This window comes from Paenibacillus sp. 23TSA30-6, from assembly GCF_014858585.1.
Taxonomy (GTDB): domain Bacteria; phylum Bacillota; class Bacilli; order Paenibacillales; family Paenibacillaceae; genus Paenibacillus.
This window is the reverse complement of record NZ_SLTL01000002.1, coordinates 36075-58030: the sequence shown is the minus strand read 5'-3', so window position 1 is coordinate 58030 and position 21956 is coordinate 36075. Positions and strand designations below refer to the sequence as shown.

General features: G+C 46.1%; 28 protein-coding genes. 24 read left to right on the top strand and 4 right to left on the bottom strand.

All coding sequences use genetic code 11. The features are described from left to right. The first annotated feature begins 143 nt into the window (after positions 1–143). The 7 genes from E0698_RS02120 to E0698_RS02090 all read left to right on the top strand — a co-directional run bounded on the left by E0698_RS02120 (position 144) and on the right by E0698_RS02090 (position 4246). Positions 144–521 carry a DivIVA domain-containing protein gene (locus tag E0698_RS02120; protein ID WP_014281231.1) on the top strand — a complete coding sequence of 126 codons (378 nt, stop codon included), beginning with the start codon at positions 144–146 and terminating at the stop codon, positions 519–521. A gap of 100 nt (positions 522–621) precedes the next feature. Beyond that, positions 622–1056 (top strand): Rrf2 family transcriptional regulator, encoded by a 435-nt coding sequence (locus E0698_RS02115; RefSeq protein WP_192510471.1) that lies wholly within the window; start codon positions 622–624, stop codon positions 1054–1056. Positions 1057–1079: 23 nt separating this feature from the next. After that, positions 1080–1583 (top strand): metallophosphoesterase family protein, encoded by a 504-nt coding sequence (locus tag E0698_RS02110; protein ID WP_192510470.1) that lies wholly within the window; start codon positions 1080–1082, stop codon positions 1581–1583. A gap of 29 nt (positions 1584–1612) precedes the next feature. Further along, positions 1613–1936: a (2Fe-2S) ferredoxin domain-containing protein gene (locus E0698_RS02105; protein ID WP_134909965.1), complete on the top strand. Its 324-nt coding sequence runs from the start codon at positions 1613–1615 to the stop codon at positions 1934–1936. 137 nt (positions 1937–2073) lie between these two features. Further along, a complete protein-coding gene (locus E0698_RS02100) occupies positions 2074–2355 on the top strand; it encodes a hypothetical protein (protein WP_134909963.1) in 282 nt (93 codons plus the stop codon). Positions 2356–2460: 105 nt separating this feature from the next. Continuing rightward, positions 2461–3063, top strand: coding sequence for a nitroreductase family protein (locus E0698_RS02095; protein WP_134909962.1), 603 nt, complete (start codon positions 2461–2463; stop codon positions 3061–3063). A 259-nt stretch (positions 3064–3322) separates the two neighbouring features. Beyond that, the gene (locus E0698_RS02090) at positions 3323–4246 is read left to right on the top strand and encodes an NAD(P)/FAD-dependent oxidoreductase (RefSeq protein ID WP_192510469.1); all 924 of its coding nucleotides are present in this window, start codon (positions 3323–3325) and stop codon (positions 4244–4246) included. Positions 4247–4256: 10 nt separating this feature from the next. On the opposite strand, the gene E0698_RS02085 is transcribed toward E0698_RS02090, so the two are convergent. Beyond that, positions 4257–4586 carry a hypothetical protein gene (locus tag E0698_RS02085; RefSeq protein ID WP_192510468.1) on the bottom strand — a complete coding sequence of 110 codons (330 nt, stop codon included), beginning with the start codon at positions 4584–4586 and terminating at the stop codon, positions 4257–4259. Between the two features lie 141 nt (positions 4587–4727). Next, positions 4728–5048 (bottom strand): winged helix-turn-helix transcriptional regulator, encoded by a 321-nt coding sequence (locus tag E0698_RS02080; RefSeq protein ID WP_044645595.1) that lies wholly within the window; start codon positions 5046–5048, stop codon positions 4728–4730. A 292-nt stretch (positions 5049–5340) separates the two neighbouring features. Here E0698_RS02080 and zwf point away from each other — a divergent pair, with 292 nt between their 5' ends. The 11 genes from zwf (at position 5341) to E0698_RS02025 (ending at position 14431) form a co-directional block, all read left to right on the top strand. Beyond that, positions 5341–6843: a glucose-6-phosphate dehydrogenase gene (zwf, locus tag E0698_RS02075; protein ID WP_192510467.1), complete on the top strand. Its 1503-nt coding sequence runs from the start codon at positions 5341–5343 to the stop codon at positions 6841–6843. Between the two features lie 57 nt (positions 6844–6900). Continuing rightward, a complete protein-coding gene (gene gnd / locus E0698_RS02070; RefSeq protein WP_192510466.1) occupies positions 6901–7794 on the top strand; it encodes a phosphogluconate dehydrogenase (NAD(+)-dependent, decarboxylating) in 894 nt (297 codons plus the stop codon). A 144-nt stretch (positions 7795–7938) separates the two neighbouring features. Beyond that, positions 7939–8613 carry an SOS response-associated peptidase gene (locus E0698_RS02065; protein WP_192510465.1) on the top strand — a complete coding sequence of 225 codons (675 nt, stop codon included), beginning with the start codon at positions 7939–7941 and terminating at the stop codon, positions 8611–8613. Then, positions 8592–8861, top strand: coding sequence for a hypothetical protein (locus E0698_RS02060; protein ID WP_192510464.1), 270 nt, complete (start codon positions 8592–8594; stop codon positions 8859–8861). The genes E0698_RS02065 and E0698_RS02060 overlap by 22 nt, the downstream gene beginning before the upstream one ends. Positions 8862–9032: 171 nt before the next feature. After that, positions 9033–10241: an MFS transporter gene (locus tag E0698_RS02055; protein ID WP_192510463.1), complete on the top strand. Its 1209-nt coding sequence runs from the start codon at positions 9033–9035 to the stop codon at positions 10239–10241. Between the two features lie 55 nt (positions 10242–10296). Then, positions 10297–10743 carry an OsmC family protein gene (locus tag E0698_RS02050; RefSeq protein ID WP_192510462.1) on the top strand — a complete coding sequence of 149 codons (447 nt, stop codon included), beginning with the start codon at positions 10297–10299 and terminating at the stop codon, positions 10741–10743. Positions 10744–10810: 67 nt separating this feature from the next. Then, on the top strand, positions 10811–11896 hold the full coding sequence (locus tag E0698_RS02045) for a lactonase family protein (RefSeq protein WP_192510461.1): 1086 nt from the start codon (positions 10811–10813) through the stop codon (positions 11894–11896). Positions 11897–12426: 530 nt separating this feature from the next. Continuing rightward, positions 12427–12861 (top strand): hypothetical protein, encoded by a 435-nt coding sequence (locus E0698_RS02040; RefSeq protein WP_192510460.1) that lies wholly within the window; start codon positions 12427–12429, stop codon positions 12859–12861. A 26-nt stretch (positions 12862–12887) separates the two neighbouring features. Then, on the top strand, positions 12888–13253 hold the full coding sequence (locus tag E0698_RS02035; protein ID WP_192510459.1) for a hypothetical protein: 366 nt from the start codon (positions 12888–12890) through the stop codon (positions 13251–13253). Positions 13254–13592: 339 nt separating this feature from the next. Further along, positions 13593–13748: a hypothetical protein gene (locus tag E0698_RS02030; RefSeq protein WP_170970838.1), complete on the top strand. Its 156-nt coding sequence runs from the start codon at positions 13593–13595 to the stop codon at positions 13746–13748. Between the two features lie 173 nt (positions 13749–13921). Continuing rightward, a complete protein-coding gene (locus tag E0698_RS02025; protein WP_149094157.1) occupies positions 13922–14431 on the top strand; it encodes a hypothetical protein in 510 nt (169 codons plus the stop codon). Between the two features lie 142 nt (positions 14432–14573). On the opposite strand, the gene E0698_RS02020 is transcribed toward E0698_RS02025, so the two are convergent. Continuing rightward, positions 14574–15200, bottom strand: coding sequence for an FMN-dependent NADH-azoreductase (locus tag E0698_RS02020; protein WP_134909945.1), 627 nt, complete (start codon positions 15198–15200; stop codon positions 14574–14576). A 275-nt stretch (positions 15201–15475) separates the two neighbouring features. On the opposite strand from E0698_RS02020, the gene murI reads away from it, so the two are divergent. From murI to E0698_RS01990, 6 genes are all read left to right on the top strand, one after another. Beyond that, positions 15476–16279 (top strand): glutamate racemase, encoded by an 804-nt coding sequence (gene murI, locus E0698_RS02015; RefSeq protein WP_134909943.1) that lies wholly within the window; start codon positions 15476–15478, stop codon positions 16277–16279. 89 nt (positions 16280–16368) lie between these two features. Beyond that, positions 16369–17217: a phosphotransferase gene (locus tag E0698_RS02010; protein WP_192510458.1), complete on the top strand. Its 849-nt coding sequence runs from the start codon at positions 16369–16371 to the stop codon at positions 17215–17217. A gap of 14 nt (positions 17218–17231) precedes the next feature. Next, the gene (gene fosB / locus E0698_RS02005) at positions 17232–17654 is read left to right on the top strand and encodes a metallothiol transferase FosB (RefSeq protein WP_044645583.1); all 423 of its coding nucleotides are present in this window, start codon (positions 17232–17234) and stop codon (positions 17652–17654) included. A gap of 65 nt (positions 17655–17719) precedes the next feature. Beyond that, positions 17720–19120 (top strand): MATE family efflux transporter, encoded by a 1401-nt coding sequence (locus tag E0698_RS02000; protein WP_192510457.1) that lies wholly within the window; start codon positions 17720–17722, stop codon positions 19118–19120. 247 nt (positions 19121–19367) lie between these two features. Then, the gene (locus E0698_RS01995; protein WP_192510456.1) at positions 19368–20348 is read left to right on the top strand and encodes a S8 family peptidase; all 981 of its coding nucleotides are present in this window, start codon (positions 19368–19370) and stop codon (positions 20346–20348) included. Positions 20349–20498: 150 nt separating this feature from the next. Then, positions 20499–20984 carry a tetratricopeptide repeat protein gene (locus tag E0698_RS01990; protein WP_192510455.1) on the top strand — a complete coding sequence of 162 codons (486 nt, stop codon included), beginning with the start codon at positions 20499–20501 and terminating at the stop codon, positions 20982–20984. 206 nt (positions 20985–21190) lie between these two features. Here E0698_RS01990 and budA read toward each other — a convergent pair whose 3' ends face one another. Next, complete coding sequence (gene budA, locus E0698_RS01985) at positions 21191–21937, bottom strand: acetolactate decarboxylase (protein ID WP_134909934.1); 747 nt, start codon at positions 21935–21937, stop codon at positions 21191–21193. Between the last annotated feature and the right edge of the window lie 19 nt (positions 21938–21956).

Genomic DNA, 21956 nt, shown 5'->3' with positions numbered 1-21956 from the left:
CCCTTCGTGGTCTGAATGAATCTTTACATACTGTGCGTATGCTCTTTTATACCCGTTCATCGGGGGAGGCAATCAGCAGAGACTTTTATTCCCAGCCTAGAATGTGATATAAAAAGAATAGTGTGTTAAGGAGGGAATAACCGATGGATGAACATATGAAGCGTCGTCTGGATAAGCAAAAGCAGTTGTTTAAGCAACTGGGGATTCAACTGGACGCGCTCTCCATTCATGAAAAACAGTTTAAAAATAAAATGCGTGGCTATGATCCGGACGAGGTGGACGCCTTTCTGGATGAAGTGATAAAGGATTATGAACGATTCTATGCGAATATAGCCGACCTGATGGACAAGTGGCAGGAGCAGCAGGCAACCATACGTGATTTGAAAAACGCACCCAAGCCTGCCGCCGATTATAACGCACTTGACCGACGCCAACTGGAGGACATCGTTAAGCAACTGGAGTATAGCGTCCGCCAGCTAAAGGTGCGAGTACGCCCTGAAAATGACTATTTTCCGGAGTAAGGTGCAGTAAGCGCTGTGTCGGTGCCTCTCATTGTGGTATGATGGGACTATGCATATGTACACAAACATTTAATGAGGCACACATATAAAGGTGGTTAACATGAGTACCCATTTTTCCGTTAGTATCCATTGTCTGCTTTTTCTGGCTGAAGGAGCGCCGGAGCGGATGACTTCGACACTTGTCGCTTCCAGTATCAATACGAATCCGGTGGTTGTGAGAAGAATCATGAGCAGACTCAAGCAAGCTGGTTTGGTTGATTCCTCACCAGGAGCACGCGGCTTTCGTCTGAGCATGTCCAGTTCCAATATTAATCTTAAAATGATATATGAAGCGACCAAAGACGACGGCCCGCTGTTCGCTATCCATAGTGACAGCAATCATAATTGCGAGGTAGGCAAGAACATCGACGCTTTGCTGGACGGATTATATACCTTGGCAGAGCAGAAAATACAGGCGTTTTTCGAGACAGTAACGCTGCGGGATCTGGAGCAGGCGCTTCAGCAGCGGGTTGGGCAGCAGAGTTCATCCGTGTAAAGACGCCGGTAAGGAGAATTGCAATGAAAATCATCGTACTTTCAGATACTCATATGCCGCACCGAGGCAAAGCGCTTCCTGGTCGGCTTGTACAGGAGCTCAAAGGCAGTGACCTCATTCTCCATGCCGGAGACTGGACGGACTGGTTCGTGTATGAAAGGCTGTCCGAATTTGCACCTGTGCAAGGGATTGCCGGAAACAATGATGGAGTAGACATCGTAGAGCGTCTGGGCTATCAAAGAATCGTTGAAGTCGAGGGCAAACGGATCGGCATGGTCCACGGTCACGGCTGGCGCGGCTCGACAGAGAATATCGCGCTGAATACGTTTAAGGGAGAAATGCTGGATTGCCTGATTTACGGACATTCGCATATTCCGGTTGTCAAAAAGTTGGACGACCTGCTTGTCCTCAATCCCGGATCTCCGACAGACAAGCGCGGCGAGGACGAATATTCATTTATCGTGCTGACGATTGAAGCCGGGCAGATGGAAGCACAGCTTGTTCTTTATCCAGATAAGCATGAATAAACCAACAACCGTTGATTAAAGGGGAAGCTATGGCTATTTTTGAATTGGAACCGATGAAGCATCATGTGTTGATCTGTAATGGAGGCACGTGTATGCGGCATGAAGGTGAAGAAGTTACACAAGCAATTCGGGATGAAATCCGTGAACAAAACGCAGAAGCTTATATTCATACGACCAGAACTCGTTGTAATGGCCGTTGTCACGATGCTGCGGTTGTTATCGTATACCCTCAAGGGGACTGGTATGGTCAGATGACACCTGCTGCGGGCACAGAACTAGTGCAGAAGCTTGTTGCAGGAGAGAAGCTGAAACCACATCTTTTTCATGAGTGTACAGGGGAATCCAGTTCATAATAATTCAACAACAAACTATAAACAAGACGTGAGTAGAGAAAATCTTTGCGGAGATTTTCTTTTTTTTTTGCGTTTAATCCCTGACCTGAAAGGTAAAAATATACTGTGGACACCAATCCGACAGGGAGGGAAGCGAAATGACCTCATTTGACGATGACCTGCACCATCAGGATGAGAAGAAGGGACAAGCGGGAAAAGGACAAACGGCGCATGACGATCAGGAACAACCCGTAAATCGGGATCACGCTGAGCAGTATCCGACGGAGCAGGAGAGCTTGTTCGACCGATTTGAAAGTGAACAGACGGTAGACGCCATTCCCGTAGAGGATTTGAAGATGGAACGTCAGGAGGAAAAAGATAAGGATGTCACTAAGCATACCTCTTCCAGTGAGAAAAAATACAATGGCGGCCCATCATGAATCAAGGAACTGGTAATATTTAAAAATAAATCTCTTGACTTTAAGACAAATACAATATATATTTAGTTACGAAAAGTAATTAATTTTTCTCAGGAGGTAACAAAAATGGCTAAAGATTTCTTCACAGCTCTGAAAGAAAGACGCTCCTATTACGGTATTAGCAAAGAACAAGTAATTTCCGACCAACGGATTCAAGAGATTGTAGAGGAAGCTGTTAAATATACACCTACCTCTTTCAACTCTCAAACTTCACGTGCAGTTGTACTGCTCGGAGAGCATCACGACAAACTGTGGAATATTACAGAAGATATTTTGCGCGAAGTTGTAGGCAATGAAGAGCAATTTAAATCTACTGCTGAGAAAATGAACGGCTTCCGTAGCGGCTACGGTACTGTATTGTTCTTTGAAGACAACAATGTAGTGGCTGGATTGCAACAACAATTTGAAGCTTATGCGGACAACTTCCCAATCTGGTCTAACCAATCCAACGGAATGCTGCAATTGGTTGTATGGACAGCTTTGGAGCAAGAAGGACTGGGCGCATCCCTTCAGCATTACAATCCTTTGATCGACGAAAAAGTGAAAAATGAATGGAACATTCCTGAGCATTGGAAACTGATTGCTGAATTGCCATTCGGTAAACCGACATTCCAACCAGGTGAAAAAGAATTCCAACCTGTTGAAGAACGCGTAAAAACTTTTAAATAAGCCAGACAATGCAACGACGATTCAGGTTTGGCCTGAACAGAGCACTGTGGATATCCACAGTGTTTTTTCATTCCATTTTTAAGGTGTGAGCTTCTGGATATGCTTTTTTCTTTTTTGTGAACGGGATGGTTCAGGGGTTAATTCAGGCGTAAGCGGGTGATGCTACGTTTAGATTTGCATGAGAGGGTTACATAGGTGTTATTGCTGCTTTACGCGCTTGTTTGGGATGGGTAAGTATGGATGAGGGAGGATAAAACATATGACATTCGATTGCATTATTATTGGCGGAGGGATTGCCGGGCTGCAAGCAGCTATTCAATTGGGAAGATACAGTAGCCATCGGGTTCTGGTGATAGATTCGGGCTATGGTCGATCCACGTTGTGCCATCAGTATCATAATATTTTGGGCTTTCCTGACGGGATTTCAGGTGAAGAGCTGCGACGGCTTGGACGTAGTGAGGCCACGAAGCTAGGCACTGAATTTGTTCAAGGTAAGGCGGTAAAAGCCACCAAAAAAGATGAGCTTTTTGACATTCAAGTGGAAGAGGGGAAGGTGTATTCCTCAAAGACGCTGCTGCTGGCAACGGGGCTGACCGATCGCTTACCAAAGCTGGACGGGCTTCTGGCCTGCTTGGGCAATAGCGTGTATATCTGCCCGGACTGTGACGGATACGAGATTCAGGATCGCAGTACGGTCGTGATGGGGGCGGGAAAAGCCGGAGCTTCTATGGCTCTGATATTATCAGCGCGTACTGACCACCTGGTTTATGTGAACCATGAGCGTTCAGAGGTGCCGGACGAGCTGATGGTGAAGCTGTGCGAGAAAGGAATTGGATACAGGGAAGAATCCATTTCCAGAATCCTGACCGCGGAACCGGGACATTTTGAAGGAGTCCGATTGGCTAATGGAGAGGTTGTTGTGGCGGAGCGGGGCTTTGTGGCCTTTGGAGGCAACCATGTCCATTCAGAGCTGGCGGAGCAGTTGGGCGTGCATTTGCTGGATAACAAGCATATTGAAACTCACCCCCGCAGCAAAATGACAAATGTAGAAAATGTATGGGTAGCCGGAGATTTGGGGGCCCATGCCGAGCAAGCGACTGTCGCGATGGGAGAAGGATCGATGTCAGCGATTTGGATACACAAAGTATTATCCGGTATGAAAACAAAAGTACCGCAGCTCTAGGAGCTGCGGTTTAAAATGGTGGACGTGTGCCCGTGTGAAGATGAAGGCCGAAGCGTTCAAATTGCTCGCTCATGCCGTACTTGCGCAAAATTTCCGTTTGTTTGTTGCCGATCAGGTCAAAATGGGGATAGGGCTGACGCTGGTGAATATATTGGGGGTTCAATCCATTATTGCTGCACCATAAACGCAGCTTTTCCAAATTGGAACACCCCACCTTGGTTACGGTTGTAATACCTGGAAAGCGATCATCCAGCCAGTAATGCGTCAGAAAAGCAATTTCACCGCGACTGACCTCTCTTTTCCAGGCTGAAAGCTCCTGCCGGGTAATGCCAAATGCCATCGGTCTCATCCTTTCTTGGTTCGCTCCGAAATCATGATCTGCCGGTAGGCGTACCATTATTTTCACATTATAGCCTGTATTACGATTCCTAAAGGGTAACACAATAACAGGAGACCGTGTATGACGATCTCCTGTTAGCGGTTAGAGCCATCTTTCGGCCCAGCTCTCTACGCCATTCAATGCATCACCGAGCTCTTTACCCTTGCGTGTCAGCGAATACTCGGTACGCACAGGCCGCTCTGTAATGACATTGCGAAGGATCAGGCCGCTATGCTCCAGCTCCTTAATGCGTTCGTTCAGCATACGTTTGCTAAGATCAGGTATGGAAACATGAATTTCACTGAATCGTTTGGGATGTTCCATCAAAGTATGAATGATGAGAGCGGTCCATTTTTTGCTGATGATCTGAAAGGACTGTTCCACCTTGCCGCACAAAAGCTTAGGCTGCCTGTCGTCGCTCATCGGAATCCCCTCAATTTCATTGGTTGTTTTAAACAGTATACTAAAAGTAACTCTGTATACCAATAGTAACTATCTTGGTTTGTGTCAACTGTGACATTTTTAACAGTTTTTCCTCATTCCTTGCGTCAATCATACCACAGAAAACGTTATCATTACAGGAAATATCGAATGTTCACGATTTTGCTAAAATTTGATTGACTTGCCCCTTATTTTGGGTGTATTATAGGTTACGTTAATTCCTCAGGTAACTTTTAATAACCTCATCTTTTATAATGGGAAGAAGGAATAATTCATGGATTCAATGACTTTTGTCTTATTTGGAGCGACAGGGGATTTGGCTAAACGTAAAATCTACCCTGCCTTGTATAATTTGTTTGTAGAAGGTAAAATTCCGGCTTCCTTTTCTGTAATTGGTATGGGGCGTCGTGAAGTGGCTGACGAACAGTTTCAAAGTAACGTAGAACAATCCATTAAGGATTTTTCCAGACACGTGAATAATGACCGTGCACAGATGGATCAGTTCTTGAGCGCTTTCCGCTACAGTGCATTGAACGTCAATCACCCTGAAGATTATAAAAAGCTGTTACAGCTTGCTGAGCAACGTGAAAATGACTTGGGAATTCCGGGGAACCGCATGTTTTACTTATCGGTGGCACCGGAATTTTTTGATGTGATTGCCCTCAACATTCGGGAAAGCGGTTTGGCTGAAACGAAGGGCTGGAAACGGCTTATTATCGAAAAACCATTCGGACATGATCTGGAATCGGCACGTGAGCTGAATGATCGCTTAAGCAGAACGTTTGCCGAGGATGAAATTTATCGTATTGACCATTACCTGGGTAAGCCGATGGTGCAAAACCTTGAAGCCTTGAAATTTGCTAATCCATTGCTTCAGGGTGTGTGGAACAATCAATTCATTGCCAATGTTCAAATTACCGCTTCCGAAACTGTAGGCGTCGAGGAACGCGCAGGATATTATGATCACTCCGGAGCTATTCGGGACATGGTGCAGAATCACATGCTGCAAGTGCTGATGATGGCGGCTATGAATAAGCCGGGACATGTAACGGCAGATCAGGTGCGTGACGAAAAAAGCAAGGTTATGGAGGCGTTGCGTGCGCTTGATCCTTCCGATATTGCTTCCAGCGTGGTGAGAGGCCAATACACGAATGGTGAGATTAACGGAAAAGCAGTCCCTTCCTATAAAGAAGAGCCGGACATTGGACCGGACTCACAAAATGATACTTTCATTTCAGCTCGTCTGTGGATTGACAATGAGCAATGGTCAGGTGTGCCGTTCTATATTCGCACAGGCAAACGCATGAAGGAAAAATCTACACGTATCGTCGTGGAATTTAAAAAGGATAGCACAGACCCGTATGCGGCTCAAGGACAGCCTTCCGAGCCGAACTTGCTTACGATTCATGTGAATCCGGATGAAAAAGTAACACTGCGTCTGAACAGTAAGGACCCACTGAATAACGGTCAACTGGAGACGGTGCTGATGAATTACACATCAGAGGCCAAGGATGTACCGGAAGCTTATGAGCGCCTCATCTTTGATGCGCTGCGCGGCGACTCCACCTATTTCGCTCACTGGAATGAAGTTGAGCTTTCATGGATGTGGGTACAGCCAGTGCTGGAAGCTTTTGCTCGCGGCGAAGTTCCGCTTCATACGTATGCGGCAGGCTCCTACGGTCCAGAGGCTTCTGACCAATTGTTGGAGGAACAGGGCTTTACATGGTGGCTGGATCAAAAGTCAGAACGTTCTGAAAAAGCGGTTGTTCGTTCGTAAACATGTACACACCACTACGTTGAGAATATATTTTTGCTACGGCAGGAGGCCTTTACAATGCAAGTTGGATTAATCGGTTTGGGAAAAATGGGCTTGAATCTCGGAAAAAACTTGATCGATCACAAGCATGAAGTTGTCGCTTACGACGTCAATGCAGCGGCGATTCAAGAAATGAAGGATTACGGTGCTACAGGTGCTTCCACACTGGAAGAACTTGTGCAGGCAACCCAATCCCCGAGAGTACTGTGGATTATGGTTCCCCATCAAATTGTTGATTCCGTACTGGATCAGCTTCAACCGATTTTGTCCAAAGGGGACATTATTATTGAAGGTGGTAACTCTCATTACAAAGAGTCGATTGCCCGTCATGCTCGTCTGAAGGAATACGGCATCAGCTTCATGGATGCCGGAACCTCCGGAGGTATGGAAGGTGCCCGTAGTGGCGCTTGTTACATGATCGGCGGCGACCCGGAAGCATGGGCGTTTGTTGAGCCTATTTTCCGCGATACAGCGGTGGAAAATGGTTATCTCTATGCAGGTAAATCCGGTAGCGGACATTTTCTCAAAATGGTTCACAACGGTGTGGAATATGGCATGATGGCCTCCATTGGTGAAGGCTTTGAAGTGCTGGAGAAAAGCAGCTTTGACTTCGATTATGAGCAAGTGGCACGTGTTTGGAACAACGGTTCGGTTATTCGCTCTTGGTTGATGGGCTTGACCGAACGTGCATTTTCCAAGGATGCAAATCTGGATGAAATCCGCGGGGTTATGCACTCTTCCGGCGAAGGTAAATGGACGGTTGAGGAGGCATTGGACATTCAGGCGGCTACTCCGGTTATTGCGTTGTCCCTGCTAATGCGTTACCGTTCTCTGGATGCAGATACGTTCAACGGGAAAGTCGTTGCCGCGCTGCGCAATGAATTTGGCGGTCATGCAGTAGAAAAGAAATAGATATAACTTAGCATCGATCCCCGCAGCTTCAAAATTGCGGGGATATTGCTATATGTTCTTGCCATGCGCTTTTTTGCTTTATGCATATTTTTCCTTGTATAACCGCACAATAGATGAAAAAGAAGGCGGAAGGATGAATAGCATATGTGCAGAAGGTTTTCGTTATCGGCTGATTTGGACGAGGTAAGGGATCATTTTGGCATACAACGGGTGATGTATTATTATAAAACGCGTTACAATATGAGCCCTACCCAGCATGTTCCCATCGTGCTGCATCAGGAGGGGGAACGGGTGCTAGATGAATTTCGCTGGGGATTTATCCCCTACTGGGGCAAGGATTGCGTCAATGCTGATTTGAATACGGTCCGAGTAAATCCGAGCTATCGCAAAATGGCCGAAACCCGGCGCTGTGTCATTCCTTGCAACGGTTTTTATTATTGGCGAAAGCTCGGTAAACGTATGTGCGCAGTGCGGGTGGTGCTGCCGGGACAGAAAATGTTTGCGGTCGCGGGTTTGTATGAGGTATGGCAGGATAGCCGTAAGGAGCCGCTACGTACCTGTACGATGATGACGGTGCAGGCCAATTCGGATATTCGTGAATTTGACAGCCGTATGCCCGCCATTTTGGAATCCTCGAATATGGATTCATGGCTGGACCCGTCCATTAAGAACATCGATGAGTTGCTACCGTTGCTGTGCACGTATGAACAGGGCGATATGAGCATCTATCCGGTGACCCCGCTGGTCGCCAATGATGAACACGATAACCGCGAATGCATTCAGGAAATGGATTTGCAATGGTCCTGGATCAAGCCTTAAATGAATATGGAGAATTTTCATTCACTAAAGATCATAAGCTTCCCGCCGCCTGCATAGGTATGTATTGGGGAACAAGCGTCATGATCCGGGGAGAGGGGAAACGGCCGAAGGAGTATCTCATATGGGATGGAGGCGATTGGAATGAGCAACGATACACTCATCCAACTGCTGGTGCTCATGGTGACGATCATCGGCCTGGTCCAAAACCGGTAAGTGGCAGGTTCCAGAAGGCGGGAGAATTGCCCTAGGCAATCTTCCGCTTTTTTTCGTTTTCCTTTCAAGAGCGGCAACAAGAGATTTTTTTACTTTAAAATGCTCGCAGATGAAGGGAGCTTGCGGTACAATAGATGCTAAGCTACAGGTGACAAGACACCTGAATATACGGCTATATATGATGCATTTTTAAGGGAGAGCGAATCATGAGTGAATTGACTTCATTACCACCATCCAAAAAGCGAAAGCTGCTGTTTAGCGCAGGACTCAGTTGGCTGTTTGATGCCATGGACGTGGGGCTGCTTTCGTTCATAGCCGCAGCGCTGGCTAAGGAGTGGCATTTGGGTTCAGAGCAGATTGGTCTGCTGACTGCGATGAATTCAATAGGGATGGTGTTTGGGGCCGCTTTAGCGGGGATTTTGGCTGATCGCTATGGCAGGCGTGCGATATTAGTGTGGACGCTGTTGATCTTTTCCGTTGCAAGTGGTTTGTCGGCTTTGGCGACCGGGCTTGGTGTACTACTGGTGTTGCGTTTTATTGCAGGCGTAGGCTTGGGAGGGGAACTGCCTGTGGCTTCGACGCTGGTGTCGGAATCGGTGCCGGTTCAGGAACGGGGAAAAGCGGTCGTTCTGTTGGAAAGCTTCTGGGCGGCGGGATGGATTCTTTCTGCGCTTATTGCCTATTTTGTTATTCCAAAGTACGGCTGGCAGATGGCCTTTATTCTCGGCGCAGTACCAGCCCTGTACGCTCTTTATTTACGCAAAGCGGTAGAGGATTCACCGCGATACAAGCAGCAGAGTGTCAAGCTTCCACTGCGTGCAAGACTGGCTTCCATTTGGTCAGGGTCGAACCGCAAGTCCACGTTAATGCTGTGGATTTTATGGTTTACGGTTGTATTTTCCTATTACGGAATGTTTCTGTGGCTGCCAAGCATTATGTTTATGAAGGGTTTTGAGCTGGTTAAAAGCTTTGAGTATGTCCTGATCATGACGCTGGCACAATTGCCAGGTTATTTTACTGCCGCATATCTGATTGAAAAGCTGGGCCGCAAATTCGTGCTGATCGTCTATTTACTGCTAACGGCGGTGTCCGCTATTTGGTTCGGTACCTCGGAAACGGCAGGAATGCTGCTGGCTGCTGGTATCTGCTTGTCCTTTTTCAATCTCGGCGCGTGGGGAGCCATGTATGCCTATACCCCGGAATTGTACCCGACATCCGTCCGTTCTACCGGAGTGGGTATGGCGGCTGCGTTTGGCCGTATTGGTGGCGTAATCGGGCCTTTTCTGGTCGGAATGCTGGTCGGACAGGGCATGGCGATACAATCTATCTTTGTGATTTTCTTCGTAGCGATCCTGATTGGAGCGGCGGCGGTATGGTTGCTGGGTACCGAAACGAAAAATCGGGAGATCGACTAACCTTTACATTCACCTGTGTAAAGATTCATAATACAAGAGAGAGGAGTGACCTGAAATGGAGCATACCTTTCTGCTCAAGGCAGACTGGAACGGGGGGCGCAACAGCGACGGTCATATTGAGGCCGGACAGCTGCGGACAGCGATTTCGATCCCGGCGGAGATGGGTGGTCCCGGTGTGGGCACCAATCCGGATGAAATGCTGCTAGGCGCTGCCGCGACCTGCTATTTGATTACATTGGCGGCGATGATGGAGCGCGCTGGTCTTCCGGTGGCTTCACTGGCGCTGGAATCCGAAGGCATTGTCGATGTAACGAACAATATTTTTACATATCGTAAAATTATACATCGTCCGCGAGTTCATTTGGCCGCCGATGCGACAGAATCGCAGATCGAACAGGCCTTGCGGCTGGCAGAGCAGGCAGAGAGCTCTTGCATGATCTCGCGTGCCGTAGCGGGAAATGTGGCTTTGTCTACAGAGCCCGTCGTGCAACGCGCCTCTTAGCGCTATTTGAACCAGGAGCAATCATTCCAATTGCCCATTATTTTTCTAATTCGAGGAGGACACAACCATGACAGCACAACAAAAATTGCTCGTATTCGCAGGCTCTTACGCCGAATTGGAAGGCAGCGGAGTTTATGCGTACACTTTTAATGAAGAAACAGGGGTTCTTACATTACAGGATGAGTTCTCCGGATTGAAAAATCCAACCTTCCTGAACGTAGACGTGAAGAACCGGAAGCTGTATTCCATTGGGGAAACGACTTCTGCTACTGGAGCGAAGGTGGGCGAAGCTGCTGCTTTTGAAATTGATCCGGTCAAAGGGACATTTACTTTGCTTAACCGGGCGGAAAACGTTGGCGCAACAACCTGTCACATTCAGCGTGATCCATCCGATCGCTACCTGATCGTAGTCAGCTACCACGGAGGTATGGTGGGACTGGTGTCTCTAACCGAGGATGGTCGTATCGGCGAGTTGCTGGATGTTAAACAGCATGAGGGCAAGGGAGCGCATCCTGAGCGTCAGGATCGTCCGCATCCACACTCCAGTTTCTTTAGCCCTGACGGGCGTTTCCTGTTCGTACAGGATCTCGGTCTGGATCTGATCCGTGTCTATACTATTGATGACAGCAAAGGACAACTGGTGCTTCATGGCGAAACGAAAACCCATGCAGGTGCAGGTCCACGTCACTTGACGTTCCACCCGAACGGTAAGTTTGCTTTTGTCATTAATGAGGTGGATTCTTCCATTACTTCTTTTGCGTATGACGCAGAAGCAGGCAAGCTTACTGAGCTTGAGAGCGTGCCTACATTGCCGTCTGATTTTACGGGCGAAAATACAACCGCTGAGATTGCTATTTCGGAGGATGGTGCTTATGTGTACGGTTCTAACCGTGGGCATGACAGCATCGTAGTGTTCGCTGTAGACGCTGCAACAGGCAAGCTGAGCCTGGTAGAGCATGTATCTGCTGAAGGCGAGCATCCGCGCCATTTTGCTCTGACTCCAAACGGTGAGCACCTGCTCGTGGCAAACCGCGATACGAATAACATCGTTACATTTAAAGTGGACAAGGCTAGTGGACGACTGACCTACACGGGACAACAAGTAACTGTGTCCAAGCCGGTATGCGTGCAACCTTTTTACTTTTCTGTATAATAAGGGCGTTACGTCCTATTAAGATGCTGGATGACTGAGTAACGGTATGCGGTTAATGGCCGCTACGAGGACGGATCATTCTTCCGATCGCTGTTGCCCCCGGATTTCCTGATTATATGTTCAAGGGTAGAAATCCGGGGACAAAGGCGAACGCTGCGCTTCTTCAGAACGATTCCATCCTCTCCGCTGCTTTTGTGCTTCTGGGCAACTGTTCATAGAAAATTCTTGAGAATTACGGTCTGTAGGTTAAACCTGCGGCCCGTTTTTCTTTTTATAGCTGGCTATTTTTATAGAAATCATTTTCTATTTCATATGAATATATAACAATATGGATATATTGTAATATATAAACATAATTTGTTGAATTATGTTGAAAAGCGCAGAAAAACCTAGTATAATCATCATGAAAATCTTACATACATCCTTAGATCGCTCAAATACACCCTTAGAACTTCAGAATAAATTGTTTAGGTTGAACTGCTGGCCAGCATTCAATATACTCATTAATTATTCTAGGAGGCTACTGGACTATGAGAAAAAATCTTTTGACTTGTGCTTTATCTGCAATACTTTTATCTTCATTCGTAGTTGCACCTATCTCGGCTTTAGCTTCTCCTGTAGAAGCTTCCATAAGTGTTGTCGAACCTACTCAAACAGGGGAACAAGTTGTAGAGCCGCAGGCAAAAGCGAAGATAGCAGCTAAGGCTATTGAAGCATTAGCAGATAAACTTGATTCTAGCTATATAGATAATATAATTGACTATATACCTAGTCAGAAAGCAAAGGATGCCCTACTAGAAGGTCGTCACCATGTTGTAAATGAGCTTAGATTTTTATCTTCGTTAGGTGACGCTGTGGAGGACACGGTTAAAGACGTAATTGTACAAGCGCTAATGCAAGTACCTTGGGTAAGTAGCTCTGTAGCAAATACAGTGGCTAATATTCTGGTTTTTGTATTCTTATAAAATAAACAGAGAAGGTGGTCGATATCATGAGTGAAACCCTTCAGGAAAAGGTCGATCGCCTTGAACTGTATGTGGATTTGTTGAGACAGATTGCTGTAAATCCCGAAGAAAATGTAATATGGGATTGGGTGATTTCTAAAGGGCTCAACCGTGAACAGTACAACAATTTAAACTCTGTTTTAAAAGAAAACACCAGGATTCTTTTAAAACAAAAAGAGGGGGGGAATCCCACTGTTTTAAGCTTTCAGGAGTTCTCTAGTCAAGTCATCGGAGCTTTAGGCTTAAATGATGACGAAGTGGGCAAGAAAGCAGTTGCTCAAGTGTTAAGGAGTGCTGTTAGGATGCCTGCTTTTGCTATACTTAATCATTACGTAAACTTAATTGATAAATAGAAGCTTGATAGTTTAGGACTCACTTATGTGGGTCCCTTTCTTATTTTAATTAGACTAGGGGAGACTCTAACGAAAGAATAGAGCAAGCAAAGGAATTCTCCATGAAAAATAACAAATCATATGTATAAAATTTTAAGGTTACAAATAAGAAACGAATAATCTCGACAGGAAAAGGGTACATATGTTATAAGCGGGACAAGAATCCCTTGGGCGAATTTACGATGAGTACTGTAAGATCAACATAAGTTTTAGAAGGGAGAAACCATCTGTTCGCGTAGTGGGCCACACAGAGCAACAGCCATGAATTACACACATTTTACACAAGGAGGAGGAAGCGATATGAAAATTATTATTACACAAAAGGAAGCTGCCGACAAAGGAATCTGGACGGAAATCATGGGAATGTTCGCTGTAACCAAAGAGGACGAGGTATGGCAAAATGAAGAGTTTATTCTCACCGAAGAACAGGCACGTCAGGTCGGATTGATCAAATAGTGAGGCGTAAATAGGATATGTAAGCAAGTTTTAAGACCAAGTCTTAAAAAATCGTAACTTCTTTTTACGTATCTGATACACTTTTTAACCTTACAACGTTTATAGTAAGTGTATAAGGGTAATGAAGCTTACAGACACCGTGTACATACCCTAACGGTAAGGAGAGATCAGACATGATGAAACTAGCTTCGAAATGGACCGTATTGGCTTTAATGATGATGCTGATTACGACGGCAGGGGCAACAGCACAAGGCTACACGCCAGTAGCACCTGCTGAAAATCAGGAGACCGTTTATATAAACCAAATGGAGATTCGTAACGGACAAATCTATTTGTCGGCTGACCCGATTGAATGGTATGAAGGTGCGGCAGCAGATAAGGCATTTTTGGAGCATGAAGGAAACACAGGGTTGGACGGAGCACCGGATGGCTACTATATCGTGAATAATTCCGTGCAAAATGACGTGTACCAGGTTGCGCCAGATGCTTCGGTAGAGGTGCAAATTTATGATCATACAGGTCGTATAGAAGATACAGATGTAAAATGGAATGAATCGATACCTTTGGCACAGTTTGAAAAAGATTTTGCCAAAAAAGATGTATTGGATCTCAGCCAATTTCCATACCATGTGACGTTGCGTGACGGTAAGGTCGTTAAAATCGTGCAGCAGTTCATTCCTTAACATACAAGGTATTGCATAACAAACACGTGCTTTTCACTTGATTCATATCAGGGAAGCACGTGTTTTTTCATACGCTATAACAAAAAAGAGGATATCCATCCCAAATAGGGGCGGATATCCTCTTTTGTTCATATATATGGATTTAGAAGGATTTTGCAGCTTCTGTTGCACTTTGTACAGCAGCTTCAACAATGGCTTGTGCTTGATCTGGAGCTTGGTTATGTCCTTCCAGTACAACCTTCACGATGTCTTTCACACCGAAGAAGGATAAGATGTTGCTCATGAAGTTCAAAGACATTTCGGCAGCAGCAGCAGGGCCTTCGGAGTATACGCCGCCTCTTGCATTCAACAGGGCTACTTTAGTTTCAGTTACGAGACCAACTGGGCCCTCAGCAGTGTATTTGAATGTTTTACCAGCTTGGTTCAAGTAGTCAATGTACGTATGCAGTACAGCTGGAATCGTCATGTTCCAAAGCGGGAAAGCGAATACGACTTTGTCTGCTGCCAGGAATTGATCCAGATATCCGTTAGCAATATTTGCTAAGCGAGCTTCTTCTGCGTTCAACTCCAAGCCTCTAGCGGATTTGAACGTGCCGTTAATCATGTTGGCGTTCAAATAAGGAAGCTCGACGGAGAACAAATCCAGTTCAGTGATTTCATCAGATGGATGGGAAGCTTTGTAGCTTTCCACGAAGGCGTTATACAATTTAACGGTTGCGGATTCTTCGGCTGTACGATCATTAGCTTTGACAAATAATACTTTAGACATGATTTATTTCCCCCTAAGTAAGTTCAGTAAGTAAGTTACTTCGTAATATTACAATATAAAGATAATATCTGTCAACACTTCTATATTAAATTTACTTTAAAAAGCTACTTTATTTTTTACACTGTAAAATTTATGTGTTTCTTTTGCAAAATATCTGTTTTGCGGTAAAATTTAAATATGAGCCGATTAGAAGAATGGATTCAATAGGCGAAAAATGAAATTACCATGTAGTCAGCAGAATAGGTACAACAGATGAACGAAAAAAGGTGAGTAGCTTGAAGATTGGTTTTTTTGATTCAGGATTGGGTGGAATTACGGTATTATCTGAGGCCTTACGACGGCTGCCAAACGAAAATTTTGTATACTTGGCGGATACGCTTCATGTTCCTTACGGGACGAAAACACCGCAAGAGGTATGCGGATACGTCAAGGCTTCGGTACAAACTATTTTAAAAGAGGACGTTAAAGCGCTGGTCATTGCCTGCAATACAGCCACGAGTATCGCGGTTGCGGAGCTGAGAAACGAATACCAGATTCCGATCATTGGCATGGAGCCGGCCGTGAAGCCTGCGGTAGAGATGAATCGAGCGAATGGTAAAAGAGTGCTAGTGTTAGCCACGCCGTTGACGTTAAAGCAATCCGGTTATGCAGCACTGGTGTCCAGAGTTGATGATCATGGAAGTGTGGATTCGTTGCCTTTGCCTGAGCTGGTGCATTATTGTGAGCAGTTAAATTTTGACCGGACAGAAATGGCCGAATATTTTAACTGTAAGCTGGCTGCGTTCGATCTGGACTTATACGGTACGGTCGTTTTGGGATGTACCCACTATCCTTTTTATAAAGAGATCTTGAAGGGGCTGCTTCCTTCCCATATTCAGCTAATCGACGGAAGTCAGGGAACAGTCAGACGGCTAAAACAGGTGTTGTCTGATCGCAATTTGCTGGCATCTCCGGCAAAAGCAGGTCAATCGCAGGAGGGACACATTACGTTCCTGTGTACTAGTCAGGATGCGGACTATGTCCATAAAATGGAGCGTGCGCTTGAAATTTATGCGGAGCATGAGAAGATTTCTTTTTAAAGTAGATGCGGCTGGCGAACGGATTGAATCATAGCTATGAATTCCAGCGCCAGTCGCGTAGCAGATTAAAGACATGGAGGGGGCTTTTGATGGACGTTCAACTGATCCTAAAGGAGCTTCATGAAGTAGGTGTACTTGAAGGTCATATGCAAGAATTTAAGCCCTTGACTGGAGGAACTTCAAGCGAAGTGATTGCCGTCATGGACGGAGCCAAGCCACGATATGTGATCAAACAGAATGATCCGGTTATTGTAGAAGCGGAAGCGGAATTTTTACATACCTATTCACAGATTGAAAAATTAACGCGTCTGGTTTATGTTGATCCGCTGCATCGTTATTTGGTGTACATGTTCAAGCCAGGGCTGACCCGCTATCATGGAGGGAACAAGAGCTACCTTCTGCTCAATCTGGCGACGGAGCTGATCGCACAATACAAGCCTTTGGGAGAGAAACGTCATTATGGTTATCCAGACCATCCGTTTGTGGATTGGAGAGATTTTCTGCTGCACAGGACGAAGGAATCCGGAAAGATCATACAGGACGTTTTATCTCCAGAGGATCATCGGATTGTTCATGCACTTGTGGCAGGAATGCCTCAACGGAATCTTAAATATTTGCTCCATGGCGACTGTGGGATACATAATTTCGTGTTTGCCGAAAATGGTACTTTAACGGGCATTATTGATCCTGATCCGGTGGTAGGAGAACCGTTATATGATCTGATATACGCCTTTTGCTCTTCACCGGACATGCTGACTGTCGATACGATTTTGCCAGCGGTAGAGAAGCTTGAGCCAGGAATGACAGGGAGTTACGAGCTGAACACGGAGGTGCTACAGGGATTATATTTTCGAATAGCTACCTGCATTCGGCATCATCCAGAAAATCTCGATCAATATACAGAAGCGTGGACTTATTGGCTAAACAGGGTTTGCTGAAAGGAATAGGGAATATGAGTATACAAGGATGGAATCATATTTGCTTTTCAGTGTCAGATTTGGAGAAGTCGGTACATTTTTATCAAAATGTATTAGATGGAAAGCTGCTCGTCAAAGGACGTAAGCTGGCTTATCTGGACTGCCTGGGCATGTGGCTGGCTCTCAATGTGGAGGAGGATATCCCGAGAAATGAAATTCATCATTCCTATTCGCATATTGCATTTTCGGTAGCGGAAGCGGATTTTGAGGATATGCTTAACAAGCTGAGAGCTTTCAATGTCACAATTTTGCCCGGACGAGAGCGGAATGAACAGGACAAAAGGTCAGTCTATTTTACAGATCCGGACGGACATAAGTTTGAATTCCACACAGGACAATTGCAGGATCGCCTGGAATATTATAAAAATGAGAAAAAGCACATGACTTTTTATGATTGAGTAAGCGGTATCCATAATAATGTCTGAGTATATACAGGGTTCTCATCTGGGAGGAATACAGAAGTATGTCACTTTCGCAGGAAAGCGGCTCCAAGCAAGCACAAGTCGTGAGAACGATGACAGTTTTTGCAATCACTTGGCCGATCTTTATAGAAATGCTGTTTCATATTTTGATGGGCAGTGTGGATACATTCATGCTGAGTCATGTGTCGGACGAGGTTGTGTCGGCTGTAGGTGTGTCGAGACAGTTGATTGAATTTACGATTATTTTGTTCAATCTGCTTGGTCTTGGAGTCGGTGTCATCATCGCTCAACTATTGGGTGCACAAAAGCATGTGGATGCGAGCCGTGTTACGGCCTCGGCCCTGACCTTTAATCTGGTATTTGGTCTGGCGCTGAGTTTGATGTTTATCGTGAGTCGGGATTTGCTGCTGTCTTTTTACCATATTACCCCGACGATTAAGGAAAATGCCGAGATCTATATGATGCTGACAGGGGGCTCGCTGTTTCTGGAAGCGCTAATGCTAACCGCAGGTCCGGTTATTCGTTCTCATGGTTTTACCAAAGACACGATGATCGTGGGCATTGGTATGAACATTTTGCATATTGTGGGGAATGCGCTGCTGATTTACGGCTGGTTGGGTCTGCCGCAAATGGGCGTGGCAGGAGCAGCAATTTCAACGGTGATTAGTCGTGTTGTAGCCTGTGTCTGGATTTTTATTCTGTTATACAAACGTGTAAGTGCGCCGATCCGTATCAAGTATTATGTACGGCTTCAATGGAGCAAGTTGGTGGCCATCCTGAAAATCGGCATTCCGGCGGGTCTGGAATGGTTGTCTTATCAGCTCAGCCAAATGATGGTGACCCGGTTTGTCAGCTTCATGGGGACAACGGCGATTGCTACTCATTTTTATACGAATACGATTGTGTACTTTTTTATGGTGTTCGGAATGGCAGTGGGTGAGGGGACGGAAATTATTGTTGCTCGCCTGATAGGTGCAGGAGATAAGGAAAAGGCTTATCACCAACTACTGCGCAGCCTGAAATGGTCGCTGGTCATTACGATTGCGGTGATCGTGGTGGTATCCTTTTTCCGGTATGAAGTGATGGCGATCTTTACGGATGAGCCGGCGATTATTCAACTGGGAGCAGCGATTTTGCTGTTCTGTATATTGCTGGAGCCGGGCCGTGTGTTCAATCACGTCGTTATTAACTCCTTGCGGGCAGCGGGGGATGTACAGTTTCCGTTGATGATGGCGATCATCTCGATGTGGGGGATCAAAATTCCATTGGCATATGTGCTGGGTATTCATCTGGGATATGGTGTGCTTGGAGTGTGGATTGCGCATGCCTGCGATGAGTGGGTACGAGGCATTTTCCACTACCTGCGCTGGAAAGGTCGGAAGTGGCAGCACAAGTCGCTGTTGTCCAAGGCTGAACTTCAAGCGGATTCGTTGTCAGGCTGACACTTGAAGTTGTAGTTTCTCAGGCACCTCTATACATAGGCATTCTCCATGGATATGGGGGGATGTCTATTTTTTTACAAAAATAAGCAAAAGGGGGATGTTCAAACTTTTCAAAAATTGCTAGAATATAGTAACCTCGAAAGAGAGTTTCAGTAGAGGTTTTCAAAGTTTCGGTTTTGAAAGTTTTGGTTTTTGAAAGTTTCAAAGACGGATGGTTTCCGATTGAATCCATGAAGGAGGGAATAGGATGGAACGTAAAGTGCATATCATTCCTTACCAAGTGATCAAGCAGGAGCAACAGGTGAATGAAATACCGCGAGGGGTGGAGCTGATTCAGGCCCCTGCGGTGTGGAATCGAACCCGAGGCCAGGGAGTGAAGGTGGCTGTGCTGGATACGGGCTGTGATGCGGACCATCCTGATTTGAAGGAACGCATTATTGGTGGCCGGAACTTCACAGATGATGATGACAGTGATCCGAATATTTTCACGGATTACAACGGTCACGGTACGCATGTAGCAGGCACAATCGCGGCAGCAGAAAATGAGGATGGTGTGGTGGGTGTCGCCCCCGAGGCGGATTTGCTCATTATCAAGGTGCTGAACAAGCAAGGCTCCGGTCAATACGACTGGATCATTCAGGGCATTCATTATGCGATTGAGCAAAAGGCAGACATCATTTCAATGTCGCTTGGTGGTCCCGAGGATGTGGCTGAGCTGCATGAAGCGGTGCAGAAGGCAGTGGCAAGTCAAATTTTGGTCGTCTGCGCAGCAGGTAATGAAGGAGACGGTGACGACAGAACGGAGGAGCTGGGATATCCCGGCTGCTATAATGAGGTGATCAGCGTAGGTGCTGTGAACTTTGACAGACATGCTTCCGATTTCAGCAACTCCAATAATGAGGTAGATTTGGTTGCGCCGGGGGAAGATATTTTGTCTACTGTTCCGGGCGGCAAATATGCGACCTTCAGCGGTACTTCAATGGCTACCCCGCATGTAGCTGGGGCTTTGGCGCTGATTAAGCAGTTGGCGAACGCGAGCTTTGAACGGAATCTCACCGAGCCGGAGCTATACGCCCAACTGATCAAGCGCACCATTCCACTCGGCCATTCTGCTAAGCGGGAAGGGAACGGTCTGTTGTACTTGACGGCGGTTGAGGAGCTTTCCCGTATTTTCGACACTCAGCGTGTGGCAGGGATATTGAGTACAGGATCATTACATGTTAAATAAGCCGTAACTACGGTTATATAGCGGTTCTCCTGAAGGGGGAGCTGCTTTTTTTGTGTTTCAGAATTAGATAAACCTTATTTACAGCGTGTTCAAATGTCGGGTAAGATATATCTCAAAAATATGGGATGGATTATAAGCGGAGGAACTGATATGAACGATATTATTGCAAAAGCCAGCGAGCTAAGGCGCACAGGGCAGGCGGAGGAAGCTCGGAAGCTGTTATTGAAGGCATTGGAGCAGGAGCAGAATGATGCTGAGCTGTGGTATCAGACGGCTTGGACACATGATGCATTAGGATTGGAGAGGGAAGCAGTACCCTTTTACGAAAAAGGTCTGGGTATGGCGTTATCGGCAGAATCGAGGAAAGGGTCGATCCTGGGATTAAGCAGCACGTACCGTGTATTGGGAGAGTATGACAAGGCGAAAGCGTGGCTGGAAACAGGCATGAACGAGTTTTCGGATTACAGGCCGTTTCGCGTATTTTATGCGATGGTGTTATACAATCTTGGAGAACATGGGAAGGCCATGCAGGGCCTGTTAACGGAGCTGGCTGAAACGACCTCGGACTCACCAACACAAGCGTACTCACACGCGATTCAATATTATGCAGATAAGCTGGATCAGATTGAGACGTAAGTATGAAATGATGAGAAAAACAATAGATAATCATTATCGCGCATTTATTCGGAAGTGCATACTAAAAAAGATCGTAGCCGGAGAGCATCAAGTATCTCTTCCGGGCTGCGATCTTTGGTTTTTACTTGGGGTTGGCGGAGTGGCACGTCATGTACATTTCCAGTTCAATTTATATAGACTGTATCTTGTTGAATCATACACCGCGCTTATTGCGCACCCTCGGTAATGGCGATTTCCTTCTCCAGATTTTCTCTGGACAGGTTGGCGGTCAAATAATCCGGTGTTTCGGGTAGGACGAGGTGCAGATTGGATTTTTGACAAACACGAATCGTGCACTTGTCGACAACAAAATCAAAGACATGCCCGCCTCCGGTGCGTTCGTCGTTAATAAAGTGCAAATGAAACCCGGCCACTCCAATTCCTTGAGCATACGCAGGTGTCCAAAACCCGGTAATCACGCCGGAAGCGTCGTTAAAGGAGAACGTGGGCTGTGATTTGGTCGCTTCGATAAAAGGCTTGTAAGGCTTCACCTGGTGAGGCACGGTGCGTGTCTTCACTTCACGAAAAGTCCCGTCCATACGGAAGGCATAGAACAGATTACGGCTTGGAAACAGCTTTAGCAGCAGGGCTTCCAGCTCTTCACGATGCATGGGACGATCAATAGTATATGTGAAATCTTCACGGAAAAAGGTGACTGTGGAAAAGGGAGTTGTCTCTTCCGGTTTTACACGATGGGCCGTACCGTCTGGAAGCAAGTGATAAAACTCACCATCGAACGCAATCATCTCTCCATTCAGTTGATCAAAGGTACCGATCCCGAAATCCCCGTGCTTTTGCAGTTCCTTGAAGGAAACGACTCCGTCATAAAGACCATCCAATAAAGCGAGCATGGTGGACGTTTGGTAAATATCATGATCAGCTTCTTGCTTTGTTTCCAGTTCTGCAACGGTCATGGCAATACACTTCCTTTTG